This window comes from Corynebacterium sp. 13CS0277, assembly GCF_002994655.1.
Lineage (GTDB): Bacteria > Actinomycetota > Actinomycetes > Mycobacteriales > Mycobacteriaceae > Corynebacterium.
On record NZ_PPDL01000003.1, the window covers coordinates 108016 to 132843 of the forward strand.

Here is a 24828-nt window from a genome sequence, read left to right on the forward strand (position 1 = left end):
GGTGCCAGGGTGGGCGGTGATGTTCGACGCGTGTCGTGGCCGATTCCGGGCAACGTGGTAGAGAAGAACCCATGAGCGTGACATTCCTCCACACCTCCGACTGGCAGATCGGCGCCACCTACTGGATGCTCGACGCCGACGGGCAGGCCCGCCTCGACCAGGCTCGCCTGGACGCCATCGCGACGATGGGGCGCATCGCACGCGACACCGGGTGCGCCTTCATGGTGGTCGCCGGCGACGTCTTCGACCGCAACAGCCTGAAGGAGACGACACTGCAGCGCGCACTCGAGGCGATGAAGGCGATCCCGGTGCCGGTGCTGCTGTTGCCGGGCAACCACGATCCGTTGACCGCGGACAGCATTTTTGCCCGCGCCACCCACTTGGACAATGTCATGGTGCTCGACGGGCACGGCCCGTTCACCATCCCGGGGGTCGACGGCGTGGAGGTCGTCGCCGCGCCGCTGCTCACACGGCACGTGTACGAGGATCCGGTGGCGGTGATGCTGCGCGACGTGGAGCCCGCACCGGCGGACGTCATTCGTATCGCTGTGGGCCATGGGGCGGTGGAGAGCCACACCACGATGGCGACGGCGAACCATATCGACTTGGGCCTCGTGGAGGAGGCCCTCGCCGAGGGGCGCATTGATTACCTGGCGCTGGGGGATACACACTCCACGCGCAAGCTTGATGCCCGCGGCCAGGTGTACTACTCCGGCGCCCCGGAGGTCACTGACTTTCACGATTTTCACGGGCTGGCCCCGGGCGCTGACGTGGGCGGCAACGAGAACAACTCCGGCAACTGCCTCGTCGTCAGCATCGACAAGCGCGCCACCGGCGACGTGGATGTCACCGTGGAGGAACACCGCACCGGGCAGTGGCGCTTCGAAGCCCACACCCGCGATTGCAACAGTGCGGAGGACGTGGAGGACTTCCTCGCGTTCCTCAACGCCTTCGAGGACAAGCCGCGCGTGGTGATCAAGTACGCCCTGCAGGGCACGATCGACATGGCCGCCATGCAGCGGCTGGAGGGCGAATTAGCGCGCCTGGAGAATGCCTTCGCCGCCTTGTATCGCCGTACCCGGCTGGATAGTTTGCAGCTGGAGCCGAGCGAGGACGATCTGCACAACCTGGGGTTGGCTGGATATGCGGCCCAGGCGCTGGAGGAACTGGTCGCCACCGGCCAGGACGATGCCATCAACCTGTTGTTCCGCCTGTCGAGGGAGAAGTGATGATTCTGCACCGCTTGGAACTGCACCACGTCAAGGGTGTGGACCACTTCACGTTGGAGCTGGATGGCGAGCAGGGGGTGACCGTCATCCACGGCCCCAACGAGCAGGGCAAGTCCACCCTGCTGGAGGCCATCGGCACCGTGCTCAGCGTGAAGTACAACTCGAAGGCCGCCGCCGTGAAGGCCTTGGCGACGAAGGGCTCGACGGAAGGCTCCCGCATCGTGCTGGAAGCCACCATCGGTGGCGAGCGCGTCACCATCGACAAGACCTTTAACGCCAAGGCGCAGGCGAAGCTGGTGACCCCGCAGGGCACGCTCACGGCAGGGGATGCGGAGGAGGCGTTGAGGACCCTCCTGGAGGAGCATCACGATAGTGATCTGCAGAAGATTGCCTTCGTGGAGCAGGGCTCGGTGGAGACCGCCCTGCAGGCGCTGGGTTTGCCGGCGTTGCAGCGGTCCCTCGGGGCACAGGGCCAGGATGCGCAGTCCGCGCAGGATGCCGGAGAAGCTGCGGATGCTGGTGCAGCGGCTCTCGGCGTGGTGGCTGATGGAAGCGAAGATGCGCTCATCGCCCGGGTGCAGCAGGAAGCGGAGCGCTATTACACGCTCGCGAAGCGCAAACCCACCAAGGAGCTGCTGGCCGCCCAGCAGGCCCAGCAGGCGGCCGCCGAGCAGGTCGCGGAACTCCAGGAGCGCTACACCGAGCATCAGCGCGACGTCGACGAGGTGGAGCAGGCGCGTGCCCGCCAGGAGCATGCGCGGGCCCAGCTGCAGGACCTTCATGCGCGGGTGGAGAGCACCCGCCAGGAAGCGGAAGCCGCCAAGCAGACCCGCGCCCAGCTGGAGGAGGCTGCCGCGACCCGTGCGGCCGTACGCGAGCGTCTGCAGCGTGCCGAGGAACTCCTCGGACAGCGCAAGGACCTGCTGAGCGAACAGCAGCGCACAGCGGAGGCACTGAGTGCCGCAGAGGCAGCGGTGGCGGAGCTGAGCGAGCGGGCCGCCGCCCACGAGGAGTCTGTCGTTGCGCAACGCCGTCGCGTCGACGAGTTGGAGGCCGCGACCACCTCGGCGCGGGATCAGGCGAAGCGGGCGAGCGCTGCCGTGGAGCTTGTCACCGCCCACGGCGCTGCCGTGGCGGCGCGCCGGGCGGCGGAGCGTGCGGAGCAGGCGGCAGCTGCCGTGGATGCGGCGAGTCGTGCCTGCGGCGCCCACCGTGTGACGGACGCGGATGTTCGGGCAGTGGAAGAGCTCGACGTCGCGGCTCGCACCCAGCGGGCCGTGCTGGAGGCGACGAGTACGAGCCTGCGGGTGCGGGCACGCGCCGCCACGACCGTTGCCATCGGCGGCGAGGAGCATGCGCTCGCGGCCGAGGACACGCACACCCAGGTCGTTACCGAGGAAACCACCCTCGTCATCGGTGACGTGGATGTGACCATCACCCCGGGGCAGAGCGAAGCTCAGGCTGCGAAAGACTACGAGCGTGCCGCCAGTGCCCTGCAGGAGGCGTTGGCGGACCTGCAGGCCGAAAGCCTTGCGGAGCTGCGCGATATGGCCGCGGCGTCGAAGGAGGCTCAGGCGGTGCTGGACCGCGCCGAGGATCACTTGCGCCAGGCCATCGGCAGCAGCAGCGTCGACGCACTCCGCCGGGCAGCGGTCGAGCAGGACAGTGCCGTGGCCGCCCGCGCCGAAGCCCTCGGGCTGGAAGATCTTCTGAAGGAACTGACCCCGCCTGCGATTGATGCTGATGCGGCAGGTGAGGACGAGGCAGGGGAGGAGACCGAGACAGCTGCTGCGGAGGCCAACGCCCAATTCGATGCCCTGCTGGCGCAACGCCAGCAGGAGTTCGCCGACACCGCAGCCGCAGCGGAGCAGGCCTTCGAGGAGGCCCGCGCCGCAGAGAGCTCCGCCCGCAAGGACTTGGATGTGCTGCTGTCCTCCCCGCTGCGGCAGGATACCGCGAAGGCTGAGGCCACCGCCGAGAGCGCGGCGGATGCGGCCCGCCGCGCAGCGAGTGCCGTGGAAGCCTTTGAGGCGCAGCACCCCGCGCAGGCCCTGGAGGACTCCCACGTCGAATCCCAGGCGCAGATGGCGGCGGCTATTACGGCCTACGAGAACGCCGAAAAGGCGGTCGCCCAGGCGGACCCGGAGCTGGCGGAGGACAAGGCCCGCGGCGCGGCCACGGCGCTGCACGGCGCACAGGACACCATCGCGCAGGCCGAGGACGACCTGCGCACCCGCACCGCTCGCATCGACAGCGCCCAGGGTGTGGCCGAAAGCTACAACCGTGCCTGCGCCGCCCTCGAGGATGCGGAGCGCCGCCTGGCGGCCGTCCAGCGGCGCGCCGATGCCGCGTGGGTGCTGTTGGAGACCCTGCTGCGCTTCCGCGATGAGGCGCGCGCCCAGTACGCCCAGCCGTACACCCAGTTGCTGGATTCGCTCATGACGCAGGTCTTCCGTGCGGAGTCCACCACCGCGTTGGACGACAACTTGGATATCGCCGGCCGCCTTCAGGGCGGGGAGACCGTCGATTTCGCGCAGCTCTCCGGTGGCGCGCGGGAGCAGATCGCGATTCTGCAGCGCCTGGCGATCAGCCAACTCATCGCCGCCGAGGAACGTGTGCCGCTGATCTTGGATGACGCGTTGGGGAACACGGATACTGAGCGGCTCCAGACCATGAACGCCGTCATTGGCCGACTTGGTCGGGAGCAGCAGGTCATCATCTTGACCTGCGCGCCGGAGCGTTACGCGTTCATTGCTGATGCGCAGCGCTACAGCATGGAGGAACTGAAAGAGGCGGGCCGGCGATCGGCGTAAAGCACGTGCGGTCGGCGCCCATCAATCCCCTGGACGCGGAATTGTTGAAGGAGACACACCCATGGACATCACGTTGACGGTTGAGCGGCAGCAGGACGTCGTTCCGGAGCAGGTCGATCTTCGCTTGGCGCTGAGCGCGACTGGCCCCTCATCCGAGGAGGCGAGTGCCCCGGTTGATCGAGCGATGGAGGTCATCTGCGGCGAGGCGGAAAAGCTCACGACGAAGAAGCTCGCCTCTCGTCTGGTGACGGAGCCGACCTCGGTGTGGGAGCTTCCTTCGGCGGAACCTCGCAGGATGACACCCGCCGAGGGGGAGGCCCCGGGCGCGCACTGGCAGGCCCGGGCGGGCATCCGTCTGCGCCTGCACTCCTTCGGGCAGGCCACGATGTTCCTACGCGCGGTGCGTGCCACTCTCCGCGAGGTCGGTGCTGCGGTGTCGCTGGATATTGGGTGGGATGCCGTGGTCACCGAATCTCAACGCGACGCTGCCGTCGAGGAACTCCTCGCAGAGGCGGTGGCGGTGACACACGAACGGGCGCTGCGCATCGTGAAGGCGGCTGGCTTTCAGGGGCCGGTGACGTTGTTGCGCTGCGAGTCCGCGGAGGACGGCAGTGGCCGTATCAGCCCCCTTGCCGCCCGTTCCATGGCGGCGCCGGGGACGCCTGAGCCTTTTACGGGCTTCGTGGCCACTGAGGTGCCCGTGCGTGCCGTGGTGACCGCAACGTGGAGGCCAAGTTGAGCCGATGATGTGCTGACGGGTGGCGGGGGGAGAAAACGAGAAAAAACTCAAGGTCTTCACCACGACGCTGCCCGGGGCAGTGTGTGCTGTGGTGAAGACCTTGAGTTGTGTGTGCCCCCGACACGATTCGAACGTGCGACCTTTGGTACCGGAAACCAGTGCTCTATCCCCTGAGCTACGGAGGCGGGGTGTGATTCGGGCGATGCCCTGAATGCAACGTGTGCCATATTAGCACCGCACCCGCCCGGGGGTGAAAACCCCTGGGCGGGTGCGGTGTGTTCCCTCTTCACACCTGCGCCACGGCGGGCGCTGGGTGTGGGTGGGGTGGTGGTGTCTTAGTCGACGATGACGACGATGAGGGTGCGGGGGCCGTGGACGCCTTCGACGCGGTTGAGCTCGATGTCGGAGGTGGCGGACGGGCCGGAGATCATCGTGATCGGGCGGACGTGGTCGAGGCGGGCGACCATCTCGGGCACGCCGTAGACGACGGAGTCCATACGGACGATGCAGACGTGGCAGTCGGGCACCAGGGTGAATGCGCGGCGGCCGCAGAGGTCACCGGACTCGAGGCAGATGGTGCCGGTCTGCGCGGAGGTCACGTGGCTGTCGGTGACGACCGCATCGACGTCGTTGAGCTTGCGGGGATCGCTGTGCACATCGTCCGGGCGGGCGGTGCCGCTGAAGGAGGTGAACAGGGCGGAGTCCATGCCGGGGGCGTAGACGACGTCCTTGGCGTTGCGGTCGGCGAGGATGCCGCTGACCACGTCGCCGAGGGTGTCCGGCGTGGCGTGCTTGACGATGGCCTTGTAGTCCAGCAGGCGGTCTACGAGCACGTCCTTGAGCTCCTCGGGGGAGAAGTTCGAGGTGGTGTTGTAGTTGCGGGGGACTGCGTGGGGCCCGGCCGGGGTGTTGGCGAGGGCGTGGGCGTTGCGGATGCGGGTGAGGATTTCCTTCTTCGCGGCCGCGTTGCGCTTGTCGGTGGCGGTGCTCACTTGCTGTCCTTTCGGATGGTGTCCTCACCGTTGGCGACGGAGGGCAGGCCTTCGGCGCGGGAGCGGGCGAGGAGGTCCTTGGCTTCGTCGCTGTCGAACCACTGGCGGAAGGACTTCTTCGGCGGCACGGCGGTGTCGCGGACGTCGGTCCAGCCGGCGAGGAAGCTCGGCAGGTGGGTGATCTTGCCCTTGAAGCCGCCGAGGAGGCGTCCGGCGAACACCATGTGGGTGGCGGTGTTCCACAGTTTCTGGTTGCCGAACACCAGGCCCATCGCGCCCATGATGGTGCCTTCGATCTTGGGCTTGTGGTGCTCGATCTTCTGGTGGCGGAGCTCCAGCAGGGCAGAGGGGATGTCGATCATGACGGGGCAGGCCTCGAAGCAGGCGCCACACAGGGAGGAGGCGTACGGCAGGGAGGCGTTCGGGTCGTGGGCGGAATCCATGCCGGTCAACTGCGGGGTGAGAATCGCGCCGATGGGGCCCGGGTAGGTGGAGCCGTAGGCGTGGCCGCCGGCGCGCTCGTAGACGGGGCACACGTTGAGGCAGGCGGAGCAGCGGATGCACTTGAGTGCCTCGCGGCCGATCTCGTCGGCGAGGGCAGCGGTGCGGCCGTTGTCGACGAGGACGATGTGGAAGTTCTTCGGGCCGTCGTCCTCCGTCACACCGGACCACAGGGAGGTGTAGGGGTTCATGCGCTCACCGGTGGAGGAGCGGGGGAGCAGCTGCAGGAAGACTTCGAAGTCCTTGAAGGTCGGCAGCAGCTTCTCAATACCCATGACGGAGATCAGCGTCTCCGGGAGGGTGAGGCACATGCGCCCGTTGCCTTCGGATTCGACGATGGCGACGGTGCCGGTTTCGGCGACGCCGAAGTTCGCGCCAGAGATCGCGACCTTGGCCTCCATGAACTGCTGGCGCAGGAACTGGCGGGACGCCTCGGCGAGCTCCGCGGGCTCGGTGGAGAGGTCTTCGCTGGTGTTCGGCATCTCCTTGACGAAGATGTCGCGGATCTCCGCGCGGTTGCGGTGAATGGCGGGCACGAGGATGTGGGAGGGGGTGTCGTGCCCGAGCTGCACGATAAGCTCCGCGAGGTCGGTCTCCCGGGCGGAAATGCCGGCGGCCTTGAGCTGGTCGTTGAGGCCGATTTCCATGGTGGCCATCGACTTGATCTTCACGACCTTCGTCTCCCCGGTCTCCTTGACCAGCTGGGTGACGATCTCGCCGGCTTCCTTCGCGTCGCGGGCCCAGTGCACGTGGCCACCGCGGGCGGTCACTGCGGCCTCGAACTGCTCGAGCAGCTCCGGCATGCGGGCCATGACGTCGCGCTTAATGTTGGAGCCTGCTTCGCGCAGGGCCTGCCAGTCGTCGATCTCGTTGATGACGGCGGCGCGCTTGGCACGAATGGTGTGGGTCGCCTTGTGGAGGTTGCGGCGCTGGGTGGCGTTGTACAGCTCCGTGTGGGCGGCCTTCTGGAAGGATTCGGTGCCGCGCAGGTGGCCGACGCCGATGGGGGCGCGGGGCGGCATGGTGGGGGTGCCGAGGAACGTGGTCACAGCATGGCCTCCTTGGAGTACACAGCAGAGGTGGGCGACCAGGGGTGTTCCTTGGTCGAAGCGAGGATTTCCGCCATGTGCACCGCGCGGGTGCCGGCGTGCTGGCGGGACAGGGCGCCGCCGATGTTCATCAGGCAGGATGCGTCACCGGCGGTGACGTACTCGGCCTCCGTGGACTTGATGTTGCGAACCTTGTCGCCCACCATCGACGCCGAGGTTTCGGCGTTCTTCACGGAGAAAGTGCCGCCGAAGCCACAGCACTCGTCGGCTGCGGGCAGCTCCACCAGGTCGATGCCCTCGACGTTGCGCAGCAGGCGCAGCGGGCGGTCGCCCACCTTGAGGAAGCGCAGGGAGTGGCAGGTGGAGTGGTAGGTGACGCGGTGCGGGAAGAACGCGCCCAGCTGATCGACGCCGGCGACGTCGATGAGGAACTCCGACAGGTCGTAGGTCTTCGCGGCGGTCGTCTTCGCCGCGTCGGCGAGCGCCTTGCTGCCGTAGCGGTTGGCCACGTGCACGTGCTGCTCGCGGACCGCGCCGGTGCAGGAACCGGACGGGGCGACCACACAGTCGATCGACGGGTCGGAGAACGCGTCGACGTAGTTTTTGATCTGCGGGATCGCTTCCCGCTGGTAGCCGGTGTTGACGTGCATCTGGCCACAGCAGGACTGCTCGGGCGGGAGGACAACCTCATGGCCCAGTCGGCTGAGGATGACCGCGGTGGCTTTCACCACGTCGGGGAACATCGCATCGCCGATGCAAGTGGAGAAGAGAGCTACGCGCACGGGGTGCTCCTTGGGTTTTAGGGGGATAAAAAAGTCAAAGACAGTGCCGCCACCGGCGGCCACACACCACCCCGCGGGCGGGGGAGGCTGTGCGGGGTGAAGCTCGGGGCTGGTCGAGCTTCACACCTCACGGCCACCGGCACCGCGGCGGGAAAATGGGGTGAGGAAAAAGCATTTTCCTCACCCAATCCAAGGTGGGGCAATCGCAATGTTTAAAGGATTGGCGAAAAATATCGCGCCCGCCCTCGGGTGGGGCCGGGAAAACTGGCCCAGTGCGGGCAGAATGTCCCATTCCCGCCCGCGGACACTGGCCAGAGATCTGCCGGCGCGCTCCGGGCGCGTGCAGGGGTTGGCGGGTGTCGCGGGGGTGGTGTGTGACGCTGCCGGGAGGGCAGTGTGTTGTGGTGGTGATATTACCCTCTTTTGGGGGCTATCGCGAACAGTTTAGGGCCACCTACCTGCGAAAATAACGCAACGAAAATGTTGGAAAATTAGCCCGCGAACCCCGCAGTTATGCACCGGGCACCGGCCATCGCGCCTCGACATCGGCCGGTGGGTTACCCCCGCTCATGCCGGGCGCGGGGCTGACCCGTGGGGCCTTGTTCGACACCACCCCAGGTGCCGCCCACCCGCCCGGAGTATTTTCTCCCTGCCGGCGAAGAAAAAACCACAATGGAACTCCACGCCGTGTGTGTTTTCGCATCGACGAATCACCCCACCGCCACATATGCACTCCACTGCACACAGACTTCCTCGCGGGACGCCGGCGCCAGCGCCGGGCGCGTGACTCCGCCCGGAGGAGGCGCGTAAAAAAATCCCCTCCCACCGATCGCGTCTGCCACAGCGGTGGCGGGTGTCGGGGAGAGGGGATGGGGTAGGAGCGCGGGGTGCTCCTTGTGTGGGGGTGTGCCTAGACGGTCTGCACCAGGAAGCTGAGCACGTTGGTCTGCAGGAACACCAGGGTGCACACGACGAAGAGCATGCCGACGGACCAGGGCAGGACGGCCTTGAAGATGGAGGACTCCTCGCCCTCGAGGGCGACGGCGGTGGAGGCAATCGCCAGGGACTGCGGGGAGACCATCTTGCCGACCACGCCACCGGTGGTGTTGGCGGCGAGCATGAGGTCGGGGTTGATGCCGGCGTGGTTGGCGGCGGTGACCTGCATCTTGCCGAACAGGGCGTTGGCGGAGGTGTCGGAGCCGGTCACGGCGGTACCGATCCAGCCCAGGGTGGGGGCGAGGAAGGCGTACAGCGCGCCGAGGGAGGCGACGTATTCGCCGATGGCGACGGTCTGGCCGGAGTAGTTCATGACGTAGGCCAGGGCCAGCACGGCGGCAATCGTGAGGGCTGCCAGGCGCATGCGGTACATGCAGTGGCCGATCTCAGCCAGGGACTGGCCGAGGGTGATCTTGTAGCGGCCGCCATCGTTGAAGATGGAGTAGATGACGGTGACGATGAGGCCGGAGATCAGCAGCAGGGTACCGGGGTTGGACAGCCAGGACAGGGAGTAGGCGGAGTTGACGGGGGTGCCGTCAGCCTTGACGAGGTACTCGCTGAGCAGCGGCCAATCGACGGTGATCTTGATGCCGTCGAGGGCCTTCTTCCACGGGTCGATGAGGTTCGCGAGGCCGAAGATGACGGTGACGATGCCGTAGGGCATGAGCGCCATCCACACGCGCACGGCGGGGAGCTCCTCCTGGATGGTGGCCTCCGGCACACCCATGCGCTGACGCATCTCGGGCACGCCGCGCGGGGTCCAGAAGCGCAGGAAGGCGACAGCCACGCCGAGGGAGACGATGCAGGCGACGACGTCGGTGAGCTCGTAGGCGAAGTAGTTGGAGGTCGCCCACTGGGCGACACCGAAGGACAGGCCGATGACGACGGCCGGCACCCAGGCGTCACGCACGCCCTTCATGCCGTCGAGGATGAACAGCAGGATGAGCGGCACGAAGAACGCCAGGAAGGGGGCCTGGTGGCCGACGATGGCGGCGATGTTTTCGGTCTGCTCGGCGGTGCGGCCCGCCACGTTGCCGGCGGTGGTGATCGGGATGGCGACCGCGCCGAAGGCGACGGGCGCGGTGTTGGCGAGCAGCACCACGACCGCGGCGCGCAGCGGCTTGATGCCGAGCGCGAGGATCATGGTGGCGGTGATCGCCACGGGGGCACCGAAGCCGGCGAGGGCTTCCAGCAGGCCGCCGAAGCAGAACGCGATGAGGATGGCCTGGATGCGCACATCGCCCGCGCCGAGGCGGTCGAAGGTGCGGCGCAGGTCCTCAAAGCGCCCGGAGACCACGGTGACCTGGTAGAACCAGATCGCCATGACGATGACCCACACGATCGGCAGCAGGCCAAACAGGCCGCCGCGGCCGGCGGAAGCCACCGCCAGCAGCACCGGCATCTTGAAGCCGACGACGGCCACAATCAGGGATGCCAGCAGAGCGACGAGGGCGGAGACATGCGCGCGGGCCTTGAAACCGATGAGCATGACAAAGAACGTCAGCAGCGGAATCGTGGCGACAAGGGCGGACAGTCCGAGACTGTCGCCCACGGCCGTGGTGACGGCGGTAAAGGTCTGCACGGTCAACTCCTTTTTCTTTTCAGTCGGGTGTGAACGGTTGTTTTAAGGAAACAAGGGGTATCTCAGTGCCCGTGGCGACCGGGTGGGGTCGGCCTGGCACGGATGGCGGCGGTGGCCTGTGCGCGGGGTGTGCGCACGGGGACGCGAGCGGCGTCCCAGGCTCCGTGGCCGCGCCCCGGGCGGGGTGCCCGGGGGAGAAGCACGCCACCGGCGACAGTGTGGGGAAAGGCACAGTCGCTTGCTGCGCGGTCCGCGCGGGCGCGGCACCGCCTCGTGGTGGGGTGCGTGGAGTTGTGTGTGGCCCCAAGGCAGGGTCGGATACCTCGTTGTGTGCTCAGCTGAGGCTCTCGCGCGAGGCGGGGGCGAGTGCCGGCGGCGATTGCGCCAGTCGGGTGTTTCGCCCGCGCATCGCTGTCGCGGCAGTGGACTCACTGCGAGTGTGACGTGCGAGCAGCATTCATGTGAGCGGCCATGCATCATGCTAAACCATGTGAAAACTGCCACAAAAACCCGTGCATACGCTGTGAAATGCTCATTCTGCCCCCGTTTGCATGTGGGTTCTCGGGCTGTGTGCGGTGCGTGGATTCCCCCTATCCAGCACCATTAGGACTCCTCCGCGAGATGTGCATGTACCACTTTTTCCATCAAACTATGGCCGCTATCACGTGAGCAAGCTCATGGAGGTGCTGTGGCCGCCGACATGCCCGCAGCCCCCGCATGACCCCGCCGCGGGGCGCGGCGTGACCCGCGCCCGGCGTGCCGGCGGCGGGGTGGATCCTCGCCGTGGCGGTGGGGCGTGCGTGCTGCAGAAATGCCAGCCGGTGTGTCCTGGGGCGGGGGCTGGGGTTGGGTGCGGAGGCGGGGCGTGGACTGGGCTGTTGCGCCTGATAAACTTTCCGCTCATGACTCCCACAGATCTCGCACAGCTTGTGCACAGCACTGCTCACCGTGTCCTGACCGACCGGGGCCTCGACGTCTCTGTCCTCCCCGCGCCGGAGAAGGTTGTGGTGGAGCGCCCCCGGAACCCGGAGCACGGCGACTACGCCACCAACCTGGCGTTGCAGATCGCGAAGAAGGTGGGGATGAACCCCCGCGAGCTCGCCGAGGCGCTCGCGGCGGCACTCGCCGAGGATGCCGGCATTGAGGTCTGTGAGGTGGCCGGCCCCGGCTTCATTAATATCCGCCTGGCGGCCGCCGCCCAGGGCGAGCTTGTCAACGTCATCCTCGCCCAGGGCGACGCCTATGGCCACAGCGATGCCTACAAGGATCTCAAGGTCAACCTGGAGTTCGTCTCCGCGAACCCGACCGGCCCCATCCACTTGGGTGGTACCCGCTGGGCGGCCGTGGGCGATGTGCTGGGCCGCGTGCTGGCAGCCCAGGGCGCGCAGGTGACCCGCGAGTACTACTTCAACGACCACGGCACCCAGATCGACCGTTTCGCCCGCTCGCTGGTGGCCGCCGCCAAGGGCCTGCCCACCCCGGAGGACGGCTACGGCGGCGAGTACATCCAGGACATCGCCCAGCAGGTCATCGCGCAGCAGCCCGGCATCATGGAGCTCGGCGAGGAGGAGATGCAGGAAGCCTTCCGCGCTGCCGGCGTGGAGCTGATGTTCGCCCACATCAAGCGCACCCTGCACGAGTTCGGCACCGACTTCGATGTGTTCTTCCACGAGAACTCCCTGTTCGAGTCGGGTGCGGTGGATCGTGCTGTGCAGCAGCTGAAGGACTCCGGCAACCTCTACGAGGCGGACGGGGCGTGGTGGCTGAAGTCCACCGATTACGGTGACGACAAGGACCGCGTGGTCATCAAGTCCGACGGCAACGCCGCCTACATTGCCGGCGATATCGCCTACGTGGCCGACAAGTTCGACCGCGGCCACAACCTGGCGATCTACATGCTGGGCGCGGATCACCACGGCTACATTGCCCGCCTCAAGGCGGCGGCTGCGGCTCTGGGTTACGACGCCAACCAGGTGGAGGTCATGATTGGCCAGATGGTCAACCTCGTCGCCGGTGGTGAGGTCAAGCGCATGTCGAAGCGTGCCGGCACTGTGGTGACCCTCGACGACCTCGTGGAGGCGATTGGCGTGGACGCCGCCCGCTACGCGCTCGTGCGCTCCTCCGCGGACTCCTCCCTCGACATCGACATGGACCTGTGGACCTCCCAGTCCTCCGATAACCCGGTCTTCTATGTGCAGTACGGCTACGCCCGCCTGTGCTCCATCCAGCGCAAGGCCGACGAGCTGGGGGTCTCGGCCGCCAACCCGGACGTGGCGCTTCTCACCGAGCCCCGCGAGGGCGACCTCATCCGCACCCTGGGTGAGTTCCCCGCTGTCGTCACCGCCGCCGCTGAGCTGCGGGAGCCGCACCGCATCGCCCGCTACGCCGAGGAGCTGGCGGCGACGTTCCACCGCTTCTACGACTCCTGCCAGATCCTGCCGAAGCAGGGCGAGGAGCCGGCCCCCATTCACACCGCCCGCCTCGCCCTGGCGCAGGCCACCCGCCAGGTGCTCGGCAATGCGCTGGGCTTGCTGGGGGTTACCGCACCGGAGCGGATGTAAATGAGCGCACGTTTTTCTCCCTCCCCCCAGGTGGCCGGCGGCGGCCACGCCGCTGAGACCTCCGTGCCGGCCAGCCCCACCCCGGCGCCGCCCCCGCAGCAGCCGGTGGCCGTCACCGACTTCAACGAGCTGCCCGCCCACGTGTGGCCGCGTACCACCCGCCGCGAGGAGGACGGGCAGGTCACCATCGGTGGTGTGTCGCTGAGCCGCTTGGCGCACACCTACGGCACCCCGCTGTTCGTCGTCGACGAGGATGATTTCCGCTCCCGCTGCCGGGACATGGCGCAGGCGTTCGGCGGCGGCGAGTTCGTGCACTACGCCTCGAAGGCGTTCCTCACCACCACCATCGCCCGGTGGGTGGACGAGGAGGGCCTCAACCTCGACGTGGCGTCCCTCGGCGAGCTGCAGGTGGCGTTGGCCGCCGGCTTCCCCGCGGCGCGGATCACTGCCCACGGCAACAACAAGTCGCCGGAGTTCCTCCGTACCGTCGTCCGGGAGGGCGTCGGCCAGCTGGTGCTGGACAGCCACCAGGAGCTCGAGCTGCTCGACATGATGGCGGCCGCGCAGGGCACCGTGCAGGACGTGCTGGTGCGCGTGAAGCCCGGCATTGAGGCCCACACCCACGAGTTCATCGCCACCAGCCACGAGGACCAGAAGTTTGGTTTCTCCCTGGCCTCCGGGTCGGCGCACGCGGCCGCGCTCGCGGCCGTCCGCGCGGAGAACCTCCGCCTCGTGGGCTTGCACTGCCACGTCGGTTCCCAGGTGTTCGACGCCGAAGGTTTCTCCCTCGCCGCGGAGCGCGTGCTGGGCCTGTGGGGCCAGCTGCAGCGCGACATTGCCGAGGTTGACCCGGCGGCCGTCGACGCCCTCGAGGTCCTCGACCTGGGTGGCGGCTACGGTATCGCCTACACCGCGGACGAGAAGCCCTTGGACGTGGCGGCTGTCGCTGCGGACCTCATTTCCCGCGTGCAGGGCTACGCCGCAGCCTTGGGCCTCACCCCGCCGAAGGTCATGGTGGAGCCCGGCCGCGCCATCGCCGGCCCGTCCACGGTGACGATGTACGAGGTGGGCGTGATCAAGAACGTCACCATCGGTGACAATGCCCAGCGCCGCTACGTCGCCGTCGACGGCGGCATGAGCGATAACATTCGCCCCTCCCTCTACCAGGCGGAGTACGACATCCGGATGGTCAACCGCATGTCGGATGCGGATCTGGTCGGCACCCGCGTGGTGGGTTCCCACTGCGAGTCCGGCGACATCCTCATCAACGATGCGCCGATGCCGGACGATGTGGCGATGGGTGACCTGGTGGCCCTGGCGGCGACTGGCGCGTACTGCTTCGGCATGTCGAGCCGGTACAACCACATGCTGCGCCCCGCGGTCGTCAGCGTCCGTGGCGGCCAGGCCCGTCTCATGGTGCGCCGGGAGACCATCGAGGACGTCCTCGCCCTCGAGATGGGGCTCTAAGGCCACCGACACGCACAACTAAGCAGTCCCCCTGCCCCAGGCACCCCACGTGAGCGACGTGGGGCACCTGCGGGCCGGGGGACTTCGTGCGTGGGGCGGGGTGTGCGGTGAGCGGCATTCGCGGGCGTCATACACACGTCTTCACACTGAGCCCGAACCCCGCCTGGGTACGCCGGGGGAGAACGGCCTTGGCCAAAAAGGGGGAGGGGAGTAAAAAGACGACCGCGCCGCCCCGGTGGTGGTCCGGGGACGGCGCGGTGAGAAAAAGCCTGCGCGTGCGCGCGGGGCGTTTTACTGCGGCAGGGCGATCGGCTGGATCAGGTGCTGGTCGACAGCCCAGTTGTAGGCACCGACGACGATGGCGACGATGATGCCGTAGCGCAGGACGCTGGCGGCGGAGCCGACGGCGACGGAGCCGAGGCCGGCGCTCAGGGTGGCGGAGGCGGCGGTGGCGTCGAGGTCGGTGTCAGCCGGGGCAGCGACAGCCACACCGGTGCCGGTGAGCAGTGCTGCGGAGGTAGCGACGGCGACGAGGCCCTTGGAGAAGCGAGTCATGAAAAAATCACGTCCTTGAAAACGATGAAATGAGGGATGGGGGTGGTGGCGTGTGCTCTTAGGCGGTGCGCAGCGGCTGGATGAGGTGCTGCTGGACCATGAAGTTGTACACGCCGACGAGGATGACGCCGGAGATGGCCAGGCCCACGGCCTGCGATGCCAGGGAGGAACCGGTGTTGGCCAGGGAGGTCACGGCGGAGGTCGGGGAACCGCTGGTGGCCTCATCCGGGTTCGGGGAGGCGGCGGCGGTGCCCATGCCGAGGGACAGGGCGGTGGCGGCGGCGACGATGCCGGTGGTGATGCGACGGGTCACGGGGAACTCCTCTGAAGTGTTCACAATGTGGTGTGTCCGACAAGGGACACGGGACAGTCGAGAGTGCGGTGCGGCCCTGACATACGGGGTCACACCCTTTCGGGCGAGATGCCATGTGCTGGCATCGGACCTCAAATGTTCACATCTCGAAGCTAGTGGTGATTATAAACAAAGAGTCCACAATGATGTGTTCCTTCACACGTTTGGGGGTGGCGTGACAGGCGGCTTACTCGGGGTGGCGGTGGCGCCCGGGTCCCCGCCCATGGCGCAGCTTGTGGGCCATGGTCTGCGCCCGCGCGCACGGTGTCGCACCCCCACCCGTGGGGCTGCACATGTGACGCCCTTCGCGCAGGTCTCGCCGCACGCCGGGCGCGCGCGAGGGGGCGCCACCCGGCCGCAGTCGTCCTCGTCCGCACAATGGTGCGGGCGCGTGCGCGCCCCGGCATCCCCGCCGCAGGAATCGCTGTGACGGGGTGCGTCACCTGCGCCCGCGGCGGGTGCACTCATCCGGGGGTGCTGTGGGCTGTGCGCGCTGACGGCAGGTGTCGCCGCTGGCGCGGACGCCTGTGGGGGCGAGCCGTGGGGGGAGGGGTGTGATGCCCAGGGTGGTGGGCGCACTCTAGAATGCGTGAGGTAACACTTTCGGACCTCCCGGCCGGTGGGCGCTGCCCGCACGGCGTTTGCACGGGGTCTGGTTCACACCGATGTTTTTGGAGTGCCATGAGCCAAACTGTCCCCACCCATCCCAAGCCCGGTGCCGGTGTCGGCACGGAGGTCGGCGTCGCCCTGCTGGGCTACGGCACTGTCGGCCAGGCGGTCTACCGCCTGCTGACGGAGAATTCCGAGGACTTCACCCACCGCATTGGCGGGCCCGTGGCCGTGCGCGGCGTGGCGGTGTCTGATGCGTCCAAGCCCCGCGAGGGCGTGGACCCGGCGCTGCTCACCGAGGATGCGATGGCGCTCATCAACCGTGATGACGTGGATATCGTGGTGGAGGTCATCGGTGGTATTGACTACCCGCGCACCCTGGTGCTGGCGGCGCTCAACGCCGGCAAGTCGGTCGTCACCGCCAACAAGGCCCTGGTGGCGGCCCACTCGGAGGAGCTGGCCGCGGCCGCCGATGCGGCGGGCGTGGACCTGTACTTCGAGGCGGCTGTGGCCGCCGCGATCCCGGTCGTTGGCCCGCTGCGCCGCTCCCTGGCGGGCGACAAGGTCAACTCGGTCATGGGCATCGTCAACGGCACCACGAACTTCATCCTCGACGCGATGGATTCCACCGGTGCCTCCTACGATGACATGCTCGCCGAGGCGATGGCGTTGGGCTACGCCGAGGCCGACCCGACCGCCGACGTGGAGGGCCACGACGCCGCCAGCAAGGCCGCCATCCTGGCCTCCCTGGCATTCCACACCCGCGTGAGCTACGACGACGTCTACTGCGAGGGCATTTCGAAGATCACGGCCGCCGACGTGGAGGCCGCCCGCGCGGCCGGTTACGTCATCAAGCTGCTCGCCGTGTGCGAGCGCTTCACCGACGACGATGGGGTGGAGAAGATCTCCGCCGCCGTCCACCCGACCCTCGTGCCGCGCAGCCACCCCCTGGCGAGCGTGTCGAAGTCCTTCAACGCCGTCTTCGTCGAGGCAGAAGCCGCCGGCCGGCTCATGTTCTACGGTAACGGTGCCGGCGGCAACCCGACGGCCTCCGCGGTGCTGGGCGACCTCGTGGGTGCGGCCCGCAACCGCGTCCACGGCGGCCGCGCCCCCGGCGAGTCCACCTACGCCAACCTGCCGATTGCCGCCTTCGGGGATACCCGCACCCGCTACCACGTCGACATGGAAGTCGACGACCGCATTGGCGTGCTCAGCGAGGTGGCGGCGAAGTTCTCCGCCAACGGCATCAGCCTCTCGGCGGTGCGGCAGGAAGAATCCTCCGAAGGCGCCCGCCTCGTCGTGGTGACCCACAAGGCCCGGGAGCGGGATCTTGCGGCCACGGTGAATTCGATCAACGAACTGCAGGCGGTAAAGTCCGTCAACAGTGTCATCCGACTTGAAGGTGAATAGGACAACGTTTATGACCTCCGCTGTGTACAACCGCTGGCCCGGCCTCATCGCCGCCTACCGTGACCGCATGCCCTTTGCCAAGGACTGGGAGCCGGTCACCCTCCACGAGGGCAACACCCCCCTCGTGCGCGCCAACTACCTGTCGGCGATGACCGGCTGCGACGTCTACCTCAAGGTGGAGGGCGCGAACCCCACCGGGTCCTTCAAGGACCGCGGCATGACCGTCGCCGTCACCGACGCCGTGCAGAACGGCAAGAAGGTGCTCATGTGCGCCTCCACCGGCAACACCTCCGCCTCCGCGGCGGCGTTCGCTGCCCGCGCCGGCATCAAGAGCTGCGTGCTCATCCCCGAGGGCAAGATCGCCCAGGGCAAGCTGGCGCAGGCCGTCATGCACGGCGCGGAGATCATCCAGGTGCGCGGCAACTTCGACGACTGCCTCGAGCTGGTGCAGAAGACCACCACCGAGTACCCGGAGATCGCCCTGGTCAACTCCGTCAACCCGATGCGTATCGAGGGGCAGAAGACCGCCGCCTTTGAGATCGCCGACGGCCTCGGCGATGCCCCGGACATTCACGCGCTGCCGGTGGGCAACGCGGGCAACATCACCGCCTACTGGAAGGGCTACAGCGAGTACTTCGCTGACGGTGTCACCACCAAGCGCCCCCGCATGCTGGGCGTGCAGGCTGCCGGCGCGGCCCCGCTGGTCAACGGTGCCCCGGTCACCGACCCGGAGACCATTGCCACCGCGATCCGTATCGGTAACCCCGCCTCCTGGCACGGCGCCGTGGCCGCAAAGGAAGAGTCCGGCGGCGAGTTCGTGGCCGCCACCGACGAGAAGATCCTCGAGGCCTACCGCATGATCGCCGCCAAGGAGGGCGTGTTCGTGGAGCCCGCCTCCGCCTCCTCCTACGCGGGTGTGCTCGCCGCGCACCGCGCCGGCACCCTGGAGCCCGGCCAGACGATCGTGTGCACCGTCACCGGCCACGGCCTCAAGGATCCGACGACCGCCCTGCTGTCCATGCCGGAGCCCACCCCCATCGACGTCGACCCCGCCGCCGTTGTCGACGCCCTGGGCCTGAAGTAACACCCCCACGGGGCGTGCGAGCCTGACAAAGGCCGCGCCCCCTCCACGCCGCCCACCGCACCCCTCCTCGCCGCTGCCCCTACGATCATCGATCATGAGGTACCGCGGCAGGAGCAGGTGCGGTGGGCGGCGTGCGTCGGTGCCCGGGTGGGGTACTGCCCGGGAGCACGCGCCCGGGTGGGTGCGCCGTCCACCAAGGGGGTGGCCGGTGTTCGCCCCCGGGGGCTGACACCTTTTAGACTTCTCTAGGAATACCTGTGTGACCCACCAGCAGGACCCGCCCGCGCGTATCCCCGCGCCGGCTGCGGGCGTGGTGGTGTCCGTATGTCTTGGAAGGACTAGTTGAGTTTTATGGCCACCGCTGTGCCTGTCGGTACCCACGCCACTGTGAAAGTTCCGGCCTCGTCCGCCAACCTCGGCCCGGGCTTCGACACCCTCGGCCTGGCACTGAGCCTCTACGACACGGTGGAGGTCACCGTCATCGAGTCCGGCCTCGTGGTGGAGATCCACGGGGAGGGCGAACACAACCTTCCCCGCGACGCCCGCCACCTCGTCGTGCGCGCCATCAACGCCGCCCTGCAGGAGATCGGTGTGAGCGTGCCCGGCATGAAGGTCGTGTGCCACAACTCCATCCCGCAGTCCCGGGGCCTGGGTTCCTCGGCGGCGGCCGCGGTGGCGGGCGTGGCCGCCGCCAACGGGCTGGCGGGCAGCCCGCTCACCCCGGAGCAGATGGTGCAGCTGGCCTCCGCATTCGAAGGCCACCCTGATAACGCGGCCGCGAGTGTGCTCGGCCAGGCGGTGGTCAGCTGGACGGACATTCCCGTCGACGGGGAGACTCGCCCCCAGTACAAGGCGGTGAGCATCCCGGTGGACTCCCGCATCCAGGCCACGGCCCTGGTGCCCGACTTCAAGGCCTCCACGGAGGCTGTGCGCCGCGTGCTGCCCAGCGATGTCACCCACCTGGACGCCCGCTTCAACGTGTCCCGCTGCGCGGTGATGACGGTGGCGCTGCAGCACCACCCGGAGCTTCTGTGGGAGGGCACCCGCGACCGCCTGCACCAGCCCTACCGGGCGGACGTGCTGCCGGTGACCGCCGAGTGGGTCAACCGCCTGCGCAACCGTGGCTTCGCCGCCTACCTCTCGGGTGCGGGCCCCACCGCCATGGTGTTGTCGACTGAGCCGCTGCCGGAGGCCATCGTCGCCGAGGCGGAGGCCGCGGGCCTGCGGGTGCTGCCCTTGCAGGTGGCCGGCCCCGTGGAGATCACCACCAGCTAGCGCTTCTCAGCACCAGGCCACGACACACCGACGTAGACGCCCGGCAGGTGGCCTGGTGCGCACACACCCCTGACGTGATTCTTCTTCACCTTCTGCATCGTCTGCGAAAGGGAGGCGGCCGTGATGACTGGCCCCGATTCGCCCACACCCGGGCCTGCGACCACCGGCGACCAGCCGAGCGCTGCGCCGCAGGGCACCGCTGGCGCCCAGGGCACTGGCGCGCAAGGCGCTGGCACCTCTATGGCTGCGGCCACCCCCGGTGACGCTGGTGCTGCGGCCGCACCTGCCCCGGAGAAGACCTGGGGCGGTTTTTTCGCCTCCGTGCGCGATGAGCTCGTGACCCGCAACAACCTCATGCTCGTCGGCGGGGCGGGCCTCGTCGCCGCCATGGGTGTTGTCGGTGGCTTTGATGCCGCACCCCCGGAGGCTGTCATCGTGGGACCGCAGGCCGAGCACCACGTGGAGGCCGCCCCCTTCGACCTGGAGATCACTGCCATCCAGCCGACAGTCGACGGCCTGGAGGTGGAACTCACCGCCACGAACACGACGAAACAACCGGTGTCGGGGCGCACCCTGGCGAAGGTCTTCGCCGGCGACCCCCGCGACCCCAACAACGCCGAGAGCACAGAGAGCACAGCGAACACCGCGAGCGACGCGGACGCGGCGACAAATCCTGCCGCACTGGCGGGCACGCAGGTCGAGAACCCGGCTGCGCAGTGGCGGCCGAAGTATCCCATCGTGTGGAAAGACGAGCGCTTTTTCGGCGGGTACTTCAACCCCGGGGTGGGCACCGCCGTCACCGTGGTGGTGCCCTGGGATTACGTCGATACCCGCCACGTGGAGGCGAAAAACGACGACCACCCCGAGCCTGAGACTCTCGGCGTGGGTGTGTACGGTCTCACCTACCGGGCGAGTGCCATTGATGGCACGAAGGGCTTTTTCGACCCGAAGCTTGTCGGCGTCATTCCCGTCGACCCCGGCGCGGAAGCGCAGGCCGTGGAGGCTGCCGTCCGCGCCGAGGCGGAGCAGCGCGCCGCCCGCGAGGCGGAGGCCCAGCGCCTACGGGAGGAATTCGGTCTGCTGCTGCCCCCGGTGGAGCAGCCCGGGCTGCCGCAGCCGCCGGATTTCACAGGAGAATCCGGCACGATCGGTGCGGGTGAACTCGGCACTGGTGCTGAGGCCACTGCACCCGCCGCCGGGGCGGCAGATACCGCCGGTGCAGCCAGTGGAGGAGACGAGGACCTGTGAGCGACACAGTGACCCCCGACGGCCAGAACCCGCACGCCCACACCCCTGAACCCACCAGCAGTGCGGGGCGTGGCCCGGCACCGCTGCGCGGCGCGGTGGGTGCCGCCCGGGAGCACGCCCAGTCCGTGGTGGGGGCGGCCGCGGGCCGTACCCGCGCCTTCGGCGAAGAGTTCGCTGAGGTCGCCACCGCCGCCGGGCAGCAGCGCAGCCGCGCCGTGGTGGCCGTGACCGCAGCCTACGTGGTGGCGGCGCTGGCGCTCGGCAGCCTGGTCGTCGGGTGGATTCCGAAGGCCCAGGATGTTGCCGCCGGCTCCTTTATGGGTACCGTCGCCGAGGATGCCCTCGGCACCCTCACCGTGACGGAGACTGCCGTGCTTCCCGGCGGCGAGGATGCGCCGGATGCCGTACTCGTGCGCACCGAGTTCGTGCCCGCCAAGGAACCGCTCGCACCGACGGTGCGGCTCGTCGTGGGGGAGACCACCTTCGCCCCGGAGACCAACTCCTGCCAGCTGGCCAACCCGCACTTCGGCCGCCGGTGCACCTTCCGTTTCCTCGTGCCCGCCGGCACCGTGGGGGAGGACACCGACGCCACGCTGGAGGTGTACCGCGGGTCGAAGAACCACGCCGCGGTGGTCACTGCCCCGCTGGAGCACCGCACCGTCTACGACGCTGAAAGCGCCGCGCAAGCCAAGGCCATGGCGGAGCTGCTGCTGGAGGGCGGCCAAGACGCCTACGTGGAGCTGCTGGAGGGGCTGCTGGCCGAGGACGAGGATCCTGCAGTGTCGCTCCCCGGGGCGGACGTGCCCGCGGTGGAGGAGCCGGCCGCGCCGGCAGACCCTGCCGCGGAGGATGCCCCCGCAGTACCCCTGCCCCCGCAGGACGCGCCTGGAGACGATACTGCGGCCGTGGATGCACCCGCAGACGACGCACCCGCCGCCCCTGCCGGTGGCGTAGACAGCGAAGGGTAGATGAGGACCATGGCGAAACATTCCGCACCGACGCAGGCCCCCACCCCTGCGGGGGGCCGCGCTCTGCCGCCCGCACGCCGCTGGGCGCGGCCGTGGTGGTGGCTGGCCGCCGTGCCGGCTGTCGTGGCGGCCGTCGCCGCCGGCAGCTACACCTATGTGGAGACCGTCCGGCCGAACACCTACTCCCAGGTCACACACGTGGCCGTCGGCGACCAGGGGGTGCTGGTGGGCCGCGTCCTTGAGGACACCCCGGCACCCGCGGACGCCACCGTGGAGCTGCTGTCCTCCGGCGAGGTGCCCGCGGAGCGGGTGCCGTTCTTCCACCCGGCCACGGGCTCTGTGCTGTGGGGGGTGCGTTTTCAGGTGACCGCCGACCCGGATCTCGACTTGATGTTCTGCCACGCCACCCTCACCGCGCAGGTGCCAGCTCTGGGGTCCACCCCCGGTGGGCGGCAGGAGTTCCGTTACCTGGGCGAGGCGCTGCACAAGGATCCGGACGTGGAGCTGCCCGTGGAGGATCGTTTTGCCTGCGTGCCGGGGAACACCCCGGGCGGGGGTCAGGACTGGTACCCGCCCCGCCCCGGCACCTATGAGAAGCTGCTGATCTTCGTGCTGCCGGAGGGCACGACACCTGAGACACTGACGTTGTCGCTGGACCCGCCGCACGCGCTGGAGCTGGCGCTGCCCGCGCCCAGCGACGTGGTGCCCGCCACCTAGCAGGCTCACCTGTCGGCCTGCGGCTTAAGGCCCCGCAACGACGGACCGCCCCCACTCGCGCTCGTGCGCTGCGAGTGGGGGCGGTGTCGATCTGTGGGGGTGGGTGCCTGCGATCCATGTGGTCGTGGCCGCAGGGTGATTGTGGGGCGTGTGCGGCGGTGCTTGCTACACCGTGGCGTGGGACGTGGCCGGTGCTGCGGAGCCCTCCGGGGTGTCCGCCTCCGCAGTGTCCAGGGTGGCACCAATGACGGCGTCGACGCCGGCGGCCACCAGCGGGAGGACCACCACGAAGTAGGCGATGCGGCCGGCCAGCAGCTCCCATGCGGTCACCGCATCGACCATGAGCCCCCACTGGGGGCCGATGAGCGCGTGCACCGCGGCGACGGTGGCGGCCTCGACGGCGCGGGCGCAGAGGATGGCCACGCACAGCGTCAGCATGGGGATGAGGCCTGCGGCGGCGATCTTCTTCACGCCCGCCCAGATGGCCTTGGCGGGGCCCGCCACAGGCTTGATGGTTTCCTGCAGGTAGCGTTCGGCCTCAGCGGCGGCGCGGGTGCGCACAGTCTCGTTCCAGGCGGCCGCATCCGAGGAATCGGTGCTGGCCGCCGCCGCGGTGGTCGGGGCAGCGGCCGCGGCACCCGCGCCGCTGTCCGTGGCGGGGGCAGCCGGGGCGGGGGTTTTCTTCGGCGGTGCGGCCGCCAGGGTGGTGCCGAAGACGACAGCGCCGACGGTCAACCAGGCGACGGGGACGACCACGACGTCATCGGCGGCGGCCAGCACCCCACCGAGTTTCGCAATGGCCGTGGTGAGCGCATCATCCACACCGGTGACGGCGGCGATGGCGGCGTCAATGCGGGAGTGCAGTTCCGTGAACACCGCCCGGGTGGCGGTCCACTCCTTGAGCGCCGCAGTGTTCGCGGTGATGATGACGCTGATGGTGCTGATCCACAGGATCTCAATGTAGGCGGCCGTTCCCGACCAGCCGAGGCCCTTCTTCCCGAGGGCGAAATAGCCGATGATCTTGCGCAGCACGACCGCCACGACGACGAGCGCTGCGACCTGCCAGGTCGCCCCGAGGGCGACGCGGGACAAATCGGTGTCGGCGAAAGAGTGGGCCTGCTCGTTGAGGGCGGACTGGCCGATGAAGAGGTGGACGTCCTCCTTGAGGAAGCCGTTGGAGGCATACACCCCGAGGAAGGGCACGAGCAGCCCGCCGACGGTGAGCAAGTGCGTGCGCAGCACCATCCCGCGGCGCGGCTGTGCCTGCAGCTGGTATTCAGGCCCGCTTGTGCTGCTGTCGAGGTCGACGGCGGGCAGCTGCGACAGGGTGTGCGTGCCGGGGCGCATGACCCATAGGGCGGCCACCAGGGATGCCAGCACACACATCGGCGCCAGGGGCACGAGCAGGCTACCGGCCAGCGGCGAGGAATCCGACAGGCGGGACGCCAACCACAGCACCACGCCCCGGCCCGCCATGCCGAGGGCCACCAAGGTCAGCAGGGCGGGGAAGAAACGCACGAAGAGGCTGAGCCCGCCGCGCACGGCGGTGGCGGTCACACGCACAGCGCGTGCGAACAGCGCGCCTACCGCGCCGGTGGGGTGCGCCTGAGGCCCGCGGGAGGTGTCGGCGGCGGGGGCCGTGTCCCCTGCGGGAGGAGTGGGGGAGGACTGCTGCTGGCTCACGAAACACAACAGTAGCAGCGCACACGCTCCCTGTCGGCCCCCGCGGGGGCACGCCTGAGCAAGGAGATCGAGGCCGCGGGCGCGGACATGCCACCGCCCGCCTGACAGGGTGCGGGGCCGACCACGGGGGCGGCCGCCCCCACGGCGGACCGTGGGTGGTGCATGCGCTGCAGGCGGGCGGGGAGAAGAAGGGAGAAAAAGAATCAGCGGGTGCCG

18 protein-coding genes and 1 tRNA gene are annotated in these 24828 nt (G+C 68.6%); 11 read left to right on the forward strand and 8 right to left on the reverse strand.

Features of this window, described 5'->3' with window-relative positions; translation table 11 throughout:
* The first annotated feature begins 71 nt into the window (after nucleotides 1-71).
* From C1Y63_RS01810 to C1Y63_RS01820, 3 genes are all read left to right on the forward strand, one after another.
* A complete protein-coding gene (locus C1Y63_RS01810; protein WP_106014752.1) occupies nucleotides 72-1229 on the forward strand; it encodes a metallophosphoesterase in 1158 nt (385 codons plus the stop codon).
* Complete coding sequence (locus tag C1Y63_RS01815; protein WP_106014753.1) at nucleotides 1229-4042, forward strand: AAA family ATPase; 2814 nt, start codon at nucleotides 1229-1231, stop codon at nucleotides 4040-4042. Before C1Y63_RS01810 ends, C1Y63_RS01815 begins: the two co-directional genes overlap by 1 nt.
* A 61-nt stretch (nucleotides 4043-4103) precedes the next feature.
* Entirely contained in the window at nucleotides 4104-4781 is a 678-nt protein-coding gene (locus C1Y63_RS01820; protein ID WP_106014754.1) for an SIMPL domain-containing protein, read from the forward strand.
* Between the two features lie 112 nt (nucleotides 4782-4893).
* Here C1Y63_RS01820 and C1Y63_RS01825 read toward each other — a convergent pair.
* The 5 genes from C1Y63_RS01825 to C1Y63_RS01845 form a co-directional block, all read right to left on the reverse strand.
* Nucleotides 4894-4966, reverse strand: a tRNA-Arg gene (locus C1Y63_RS01825).
* 150 nt (nucleotides 4967-5116) lie between these two features.
* Nucleotides 5117-5773: an LUD domain-containing protein gene (locus C1Y63_RS01830; protein ID WP_106014755.1), complete on the reverse strand. Its 657-nt coding sequence runs from the start codon at nucleotides 5771-5773 to the stop codon at nucleotides 5117-5119.
* Entirely contained in the window at nucleotides 5770-7323 is a 1554-nt protein-coding gene (locus tag C1Y63_RS01835; protein WP_106014756.1) for a lactate utilization protein B, read from the reverse strand. The genes C1Y63_RS01830 and C1Y63_RS01835 overlap by 4 nt, the downstream gene beginning before the upstream one ends.
* Nucleotides 7320-8105, reverse strand: a complete 786-nt coding sequence (locus tag C1Y63_RS01840) for a (Fe-S)-binding protein (protein ID WP_106014757.1) — start codon at nucleotides 8103-8105, stop codon at nucleotides 7320-7322. The genes C1Y63_RS01835 and C1Y63_RS01840 overlap by 4 nt, the downstream gene beginning before the upstream one ends.
* A gap of 910 nt (nucleotides 8106-9015) precedes the next feature.
* Nucleotides 9016-10683, reverse strand: a complete 1668-nt coding sequence (locus tag C1Y63_RS01845) for an L-lactate permease (RefSeq protein ID WP_106014758.1) — start codon at nucleotides 10681-10683, stop codon at nucleotides 9016-9018.
* A gap of 902 nt (nucleotides 10684-11585) precedes the next feature.
* Here C1Y63_RS01845 and argS point away from each other — a divergent pair.
* On the forward strand, nucleotides 11586-13244 hold the full coding sequence (argS, locus tag C1Y63_RS01850; RefSeq protein ID WP_106014759.1) for an arginine--tRNA ligase: 1659 nt from the start codon (nucleotides 11586-11588) through the stop codon (nucleotides 13242-13244).
* Nucleotides 13245-14711: a diaminopimelate decarboxylase gene (gene lysA, locus C1Y63_RS01855; protein WP_106014760.1), complete on the forward strand. Its 1467-nt coding sequence runs from the start codon at nucleotides 13245-13247 to the stop codon at nucleotides 14709-14711.
* A 291-nt stretch (nucleotides 14712-15002) separates the two neighbouring features.
* Here the strand turns inward: lysA and C1Y63_RS01860 are convergent, their stop codons facing one another.
* Entirely contained in the window at nucleotides 15003-15266 is a 264-nt protein-coding gene (locus tag C1Y63_RS01860) for a hypothetical protein (protein ID WP_106014761.1), read from the reverse strand.
* A 58-nt stretch (nucleotides 15267-15324) separates the two neighbouring features.
* Complete coding sequence (locus tag C1Y63_RS12790) at nucleotides 15325-15579, reverse strand: hypothetical protein (protein ID WP_199189045.1); 255 nt, start codon at nucleotides 15577-15579, stop codon at nucleotides 15325-15327.
* A 720-nt stretch (nucleotides 15580-16299) separates the two neighbouring features.
* Between C1Y63_RS12790 and C1Y63_RS01870 the strand changes: the two genes are divergently transcribed.
* The 6 genes from C1Y63_RS01870 to C1Y63_RS01895 all read left to right on the forward strand — a co-directional run bounded on the left by C1Y63_RS01870 (nucleotide 16300) and on the right by C1Y63_RS01895 (nucleotide 22929).
* On the forward strand, nucleotides 16300-17637 hold the full coding sequence (locus C1Y63_RS01870) for a homoserine dehydrogenase (RefSeq protein WP_106014762.1): 1338 nt from the start codon (nucleotides 16300-16302) through the stop codon (nucleotides 17635-17637).
* 10 nt (nucleotides 17638-17647) lie between these two features.
* On the forward strand, nucleotides 17648-18721 hold the full coding sequence (gene thrC, locus C1Y63_RS01875) for a threonine synthase (protein WP_106014763.1): 1074 nt from the start codon (nucleotides 17648-17650) through the stop codon (nucleotides 18719-18721).
* Nucleotides 18722-19072: 351 nt separating this feature from the next.
* Entirely contained in the window at nucleotides 19073-19996 is a 924-nt protein-coding gene (gene thrB / locus C1Y63_RS01880; protein ID WP_106014764.1) for a homoserine kinase, read from the forward strand.
* 123 nt (nucleotides 19997-20119) lie between these two features.
* Nucleotides 20120-21244 (forward strand): hypothetical protein, encoded by a 1125-nt coding sequence (locus tag C1Y63_RS01885; RefSeq protein WP_106014765.1) that lies wholly within the window; start codon nucleotides 20120-20122, stop codon nucleotides 21242-21244.
* The gene (locus C1Y63_RS12795) at nucleotides 21241-22212 is read left to right on the forward strand and encodes a hypothetical protein (RefSeq protein WP_199189046.1); all 972 of its coding nucleotides are present in this window, start codon (nucleotides 21241-21243) and stop codon (nucleotides 22210-22212) included. The genes C1Y63_RS01885 and C1Y63_RS12795 overlap by 4 nt, the downstream gene beginning before the upstream one ends.
* A gap of 9 nt (nucleotides 22213-22221) precedes the next feature.
* Nucleotides 22222-22929 carry a hypothetical protein gene (locus C1Y63_RS01895; protein ID WP_106014766.1) on the forward strand — a complete coding sequence of 236 codons (708 nt, stop codon included), beginning with the start codon at nucleotides 22222-22224 and terminating at the stop codon, nucleotides 22927-22929.
* Between the two features lie 165 nt (nucleotides 22930-23094).
* Here the strand turns inward: C1Y63_RS01895 and C1Y63_RS01900 are convergent, their stop codons facing one another.
* Nucleotides 23095-24612: a hypothetical protein gene (locus tag C1Y63_RS01900; protein WP_106014767.1), complete on the reverse strand. Its 1518-nt coding sequence runs from the start codon at nucleotides 24610-24612 to the stop codon at nucleotides 23095-23097.
* Between the last annotated feature and the right edge of the window lie 216 nt (nucleotides 24613-24828).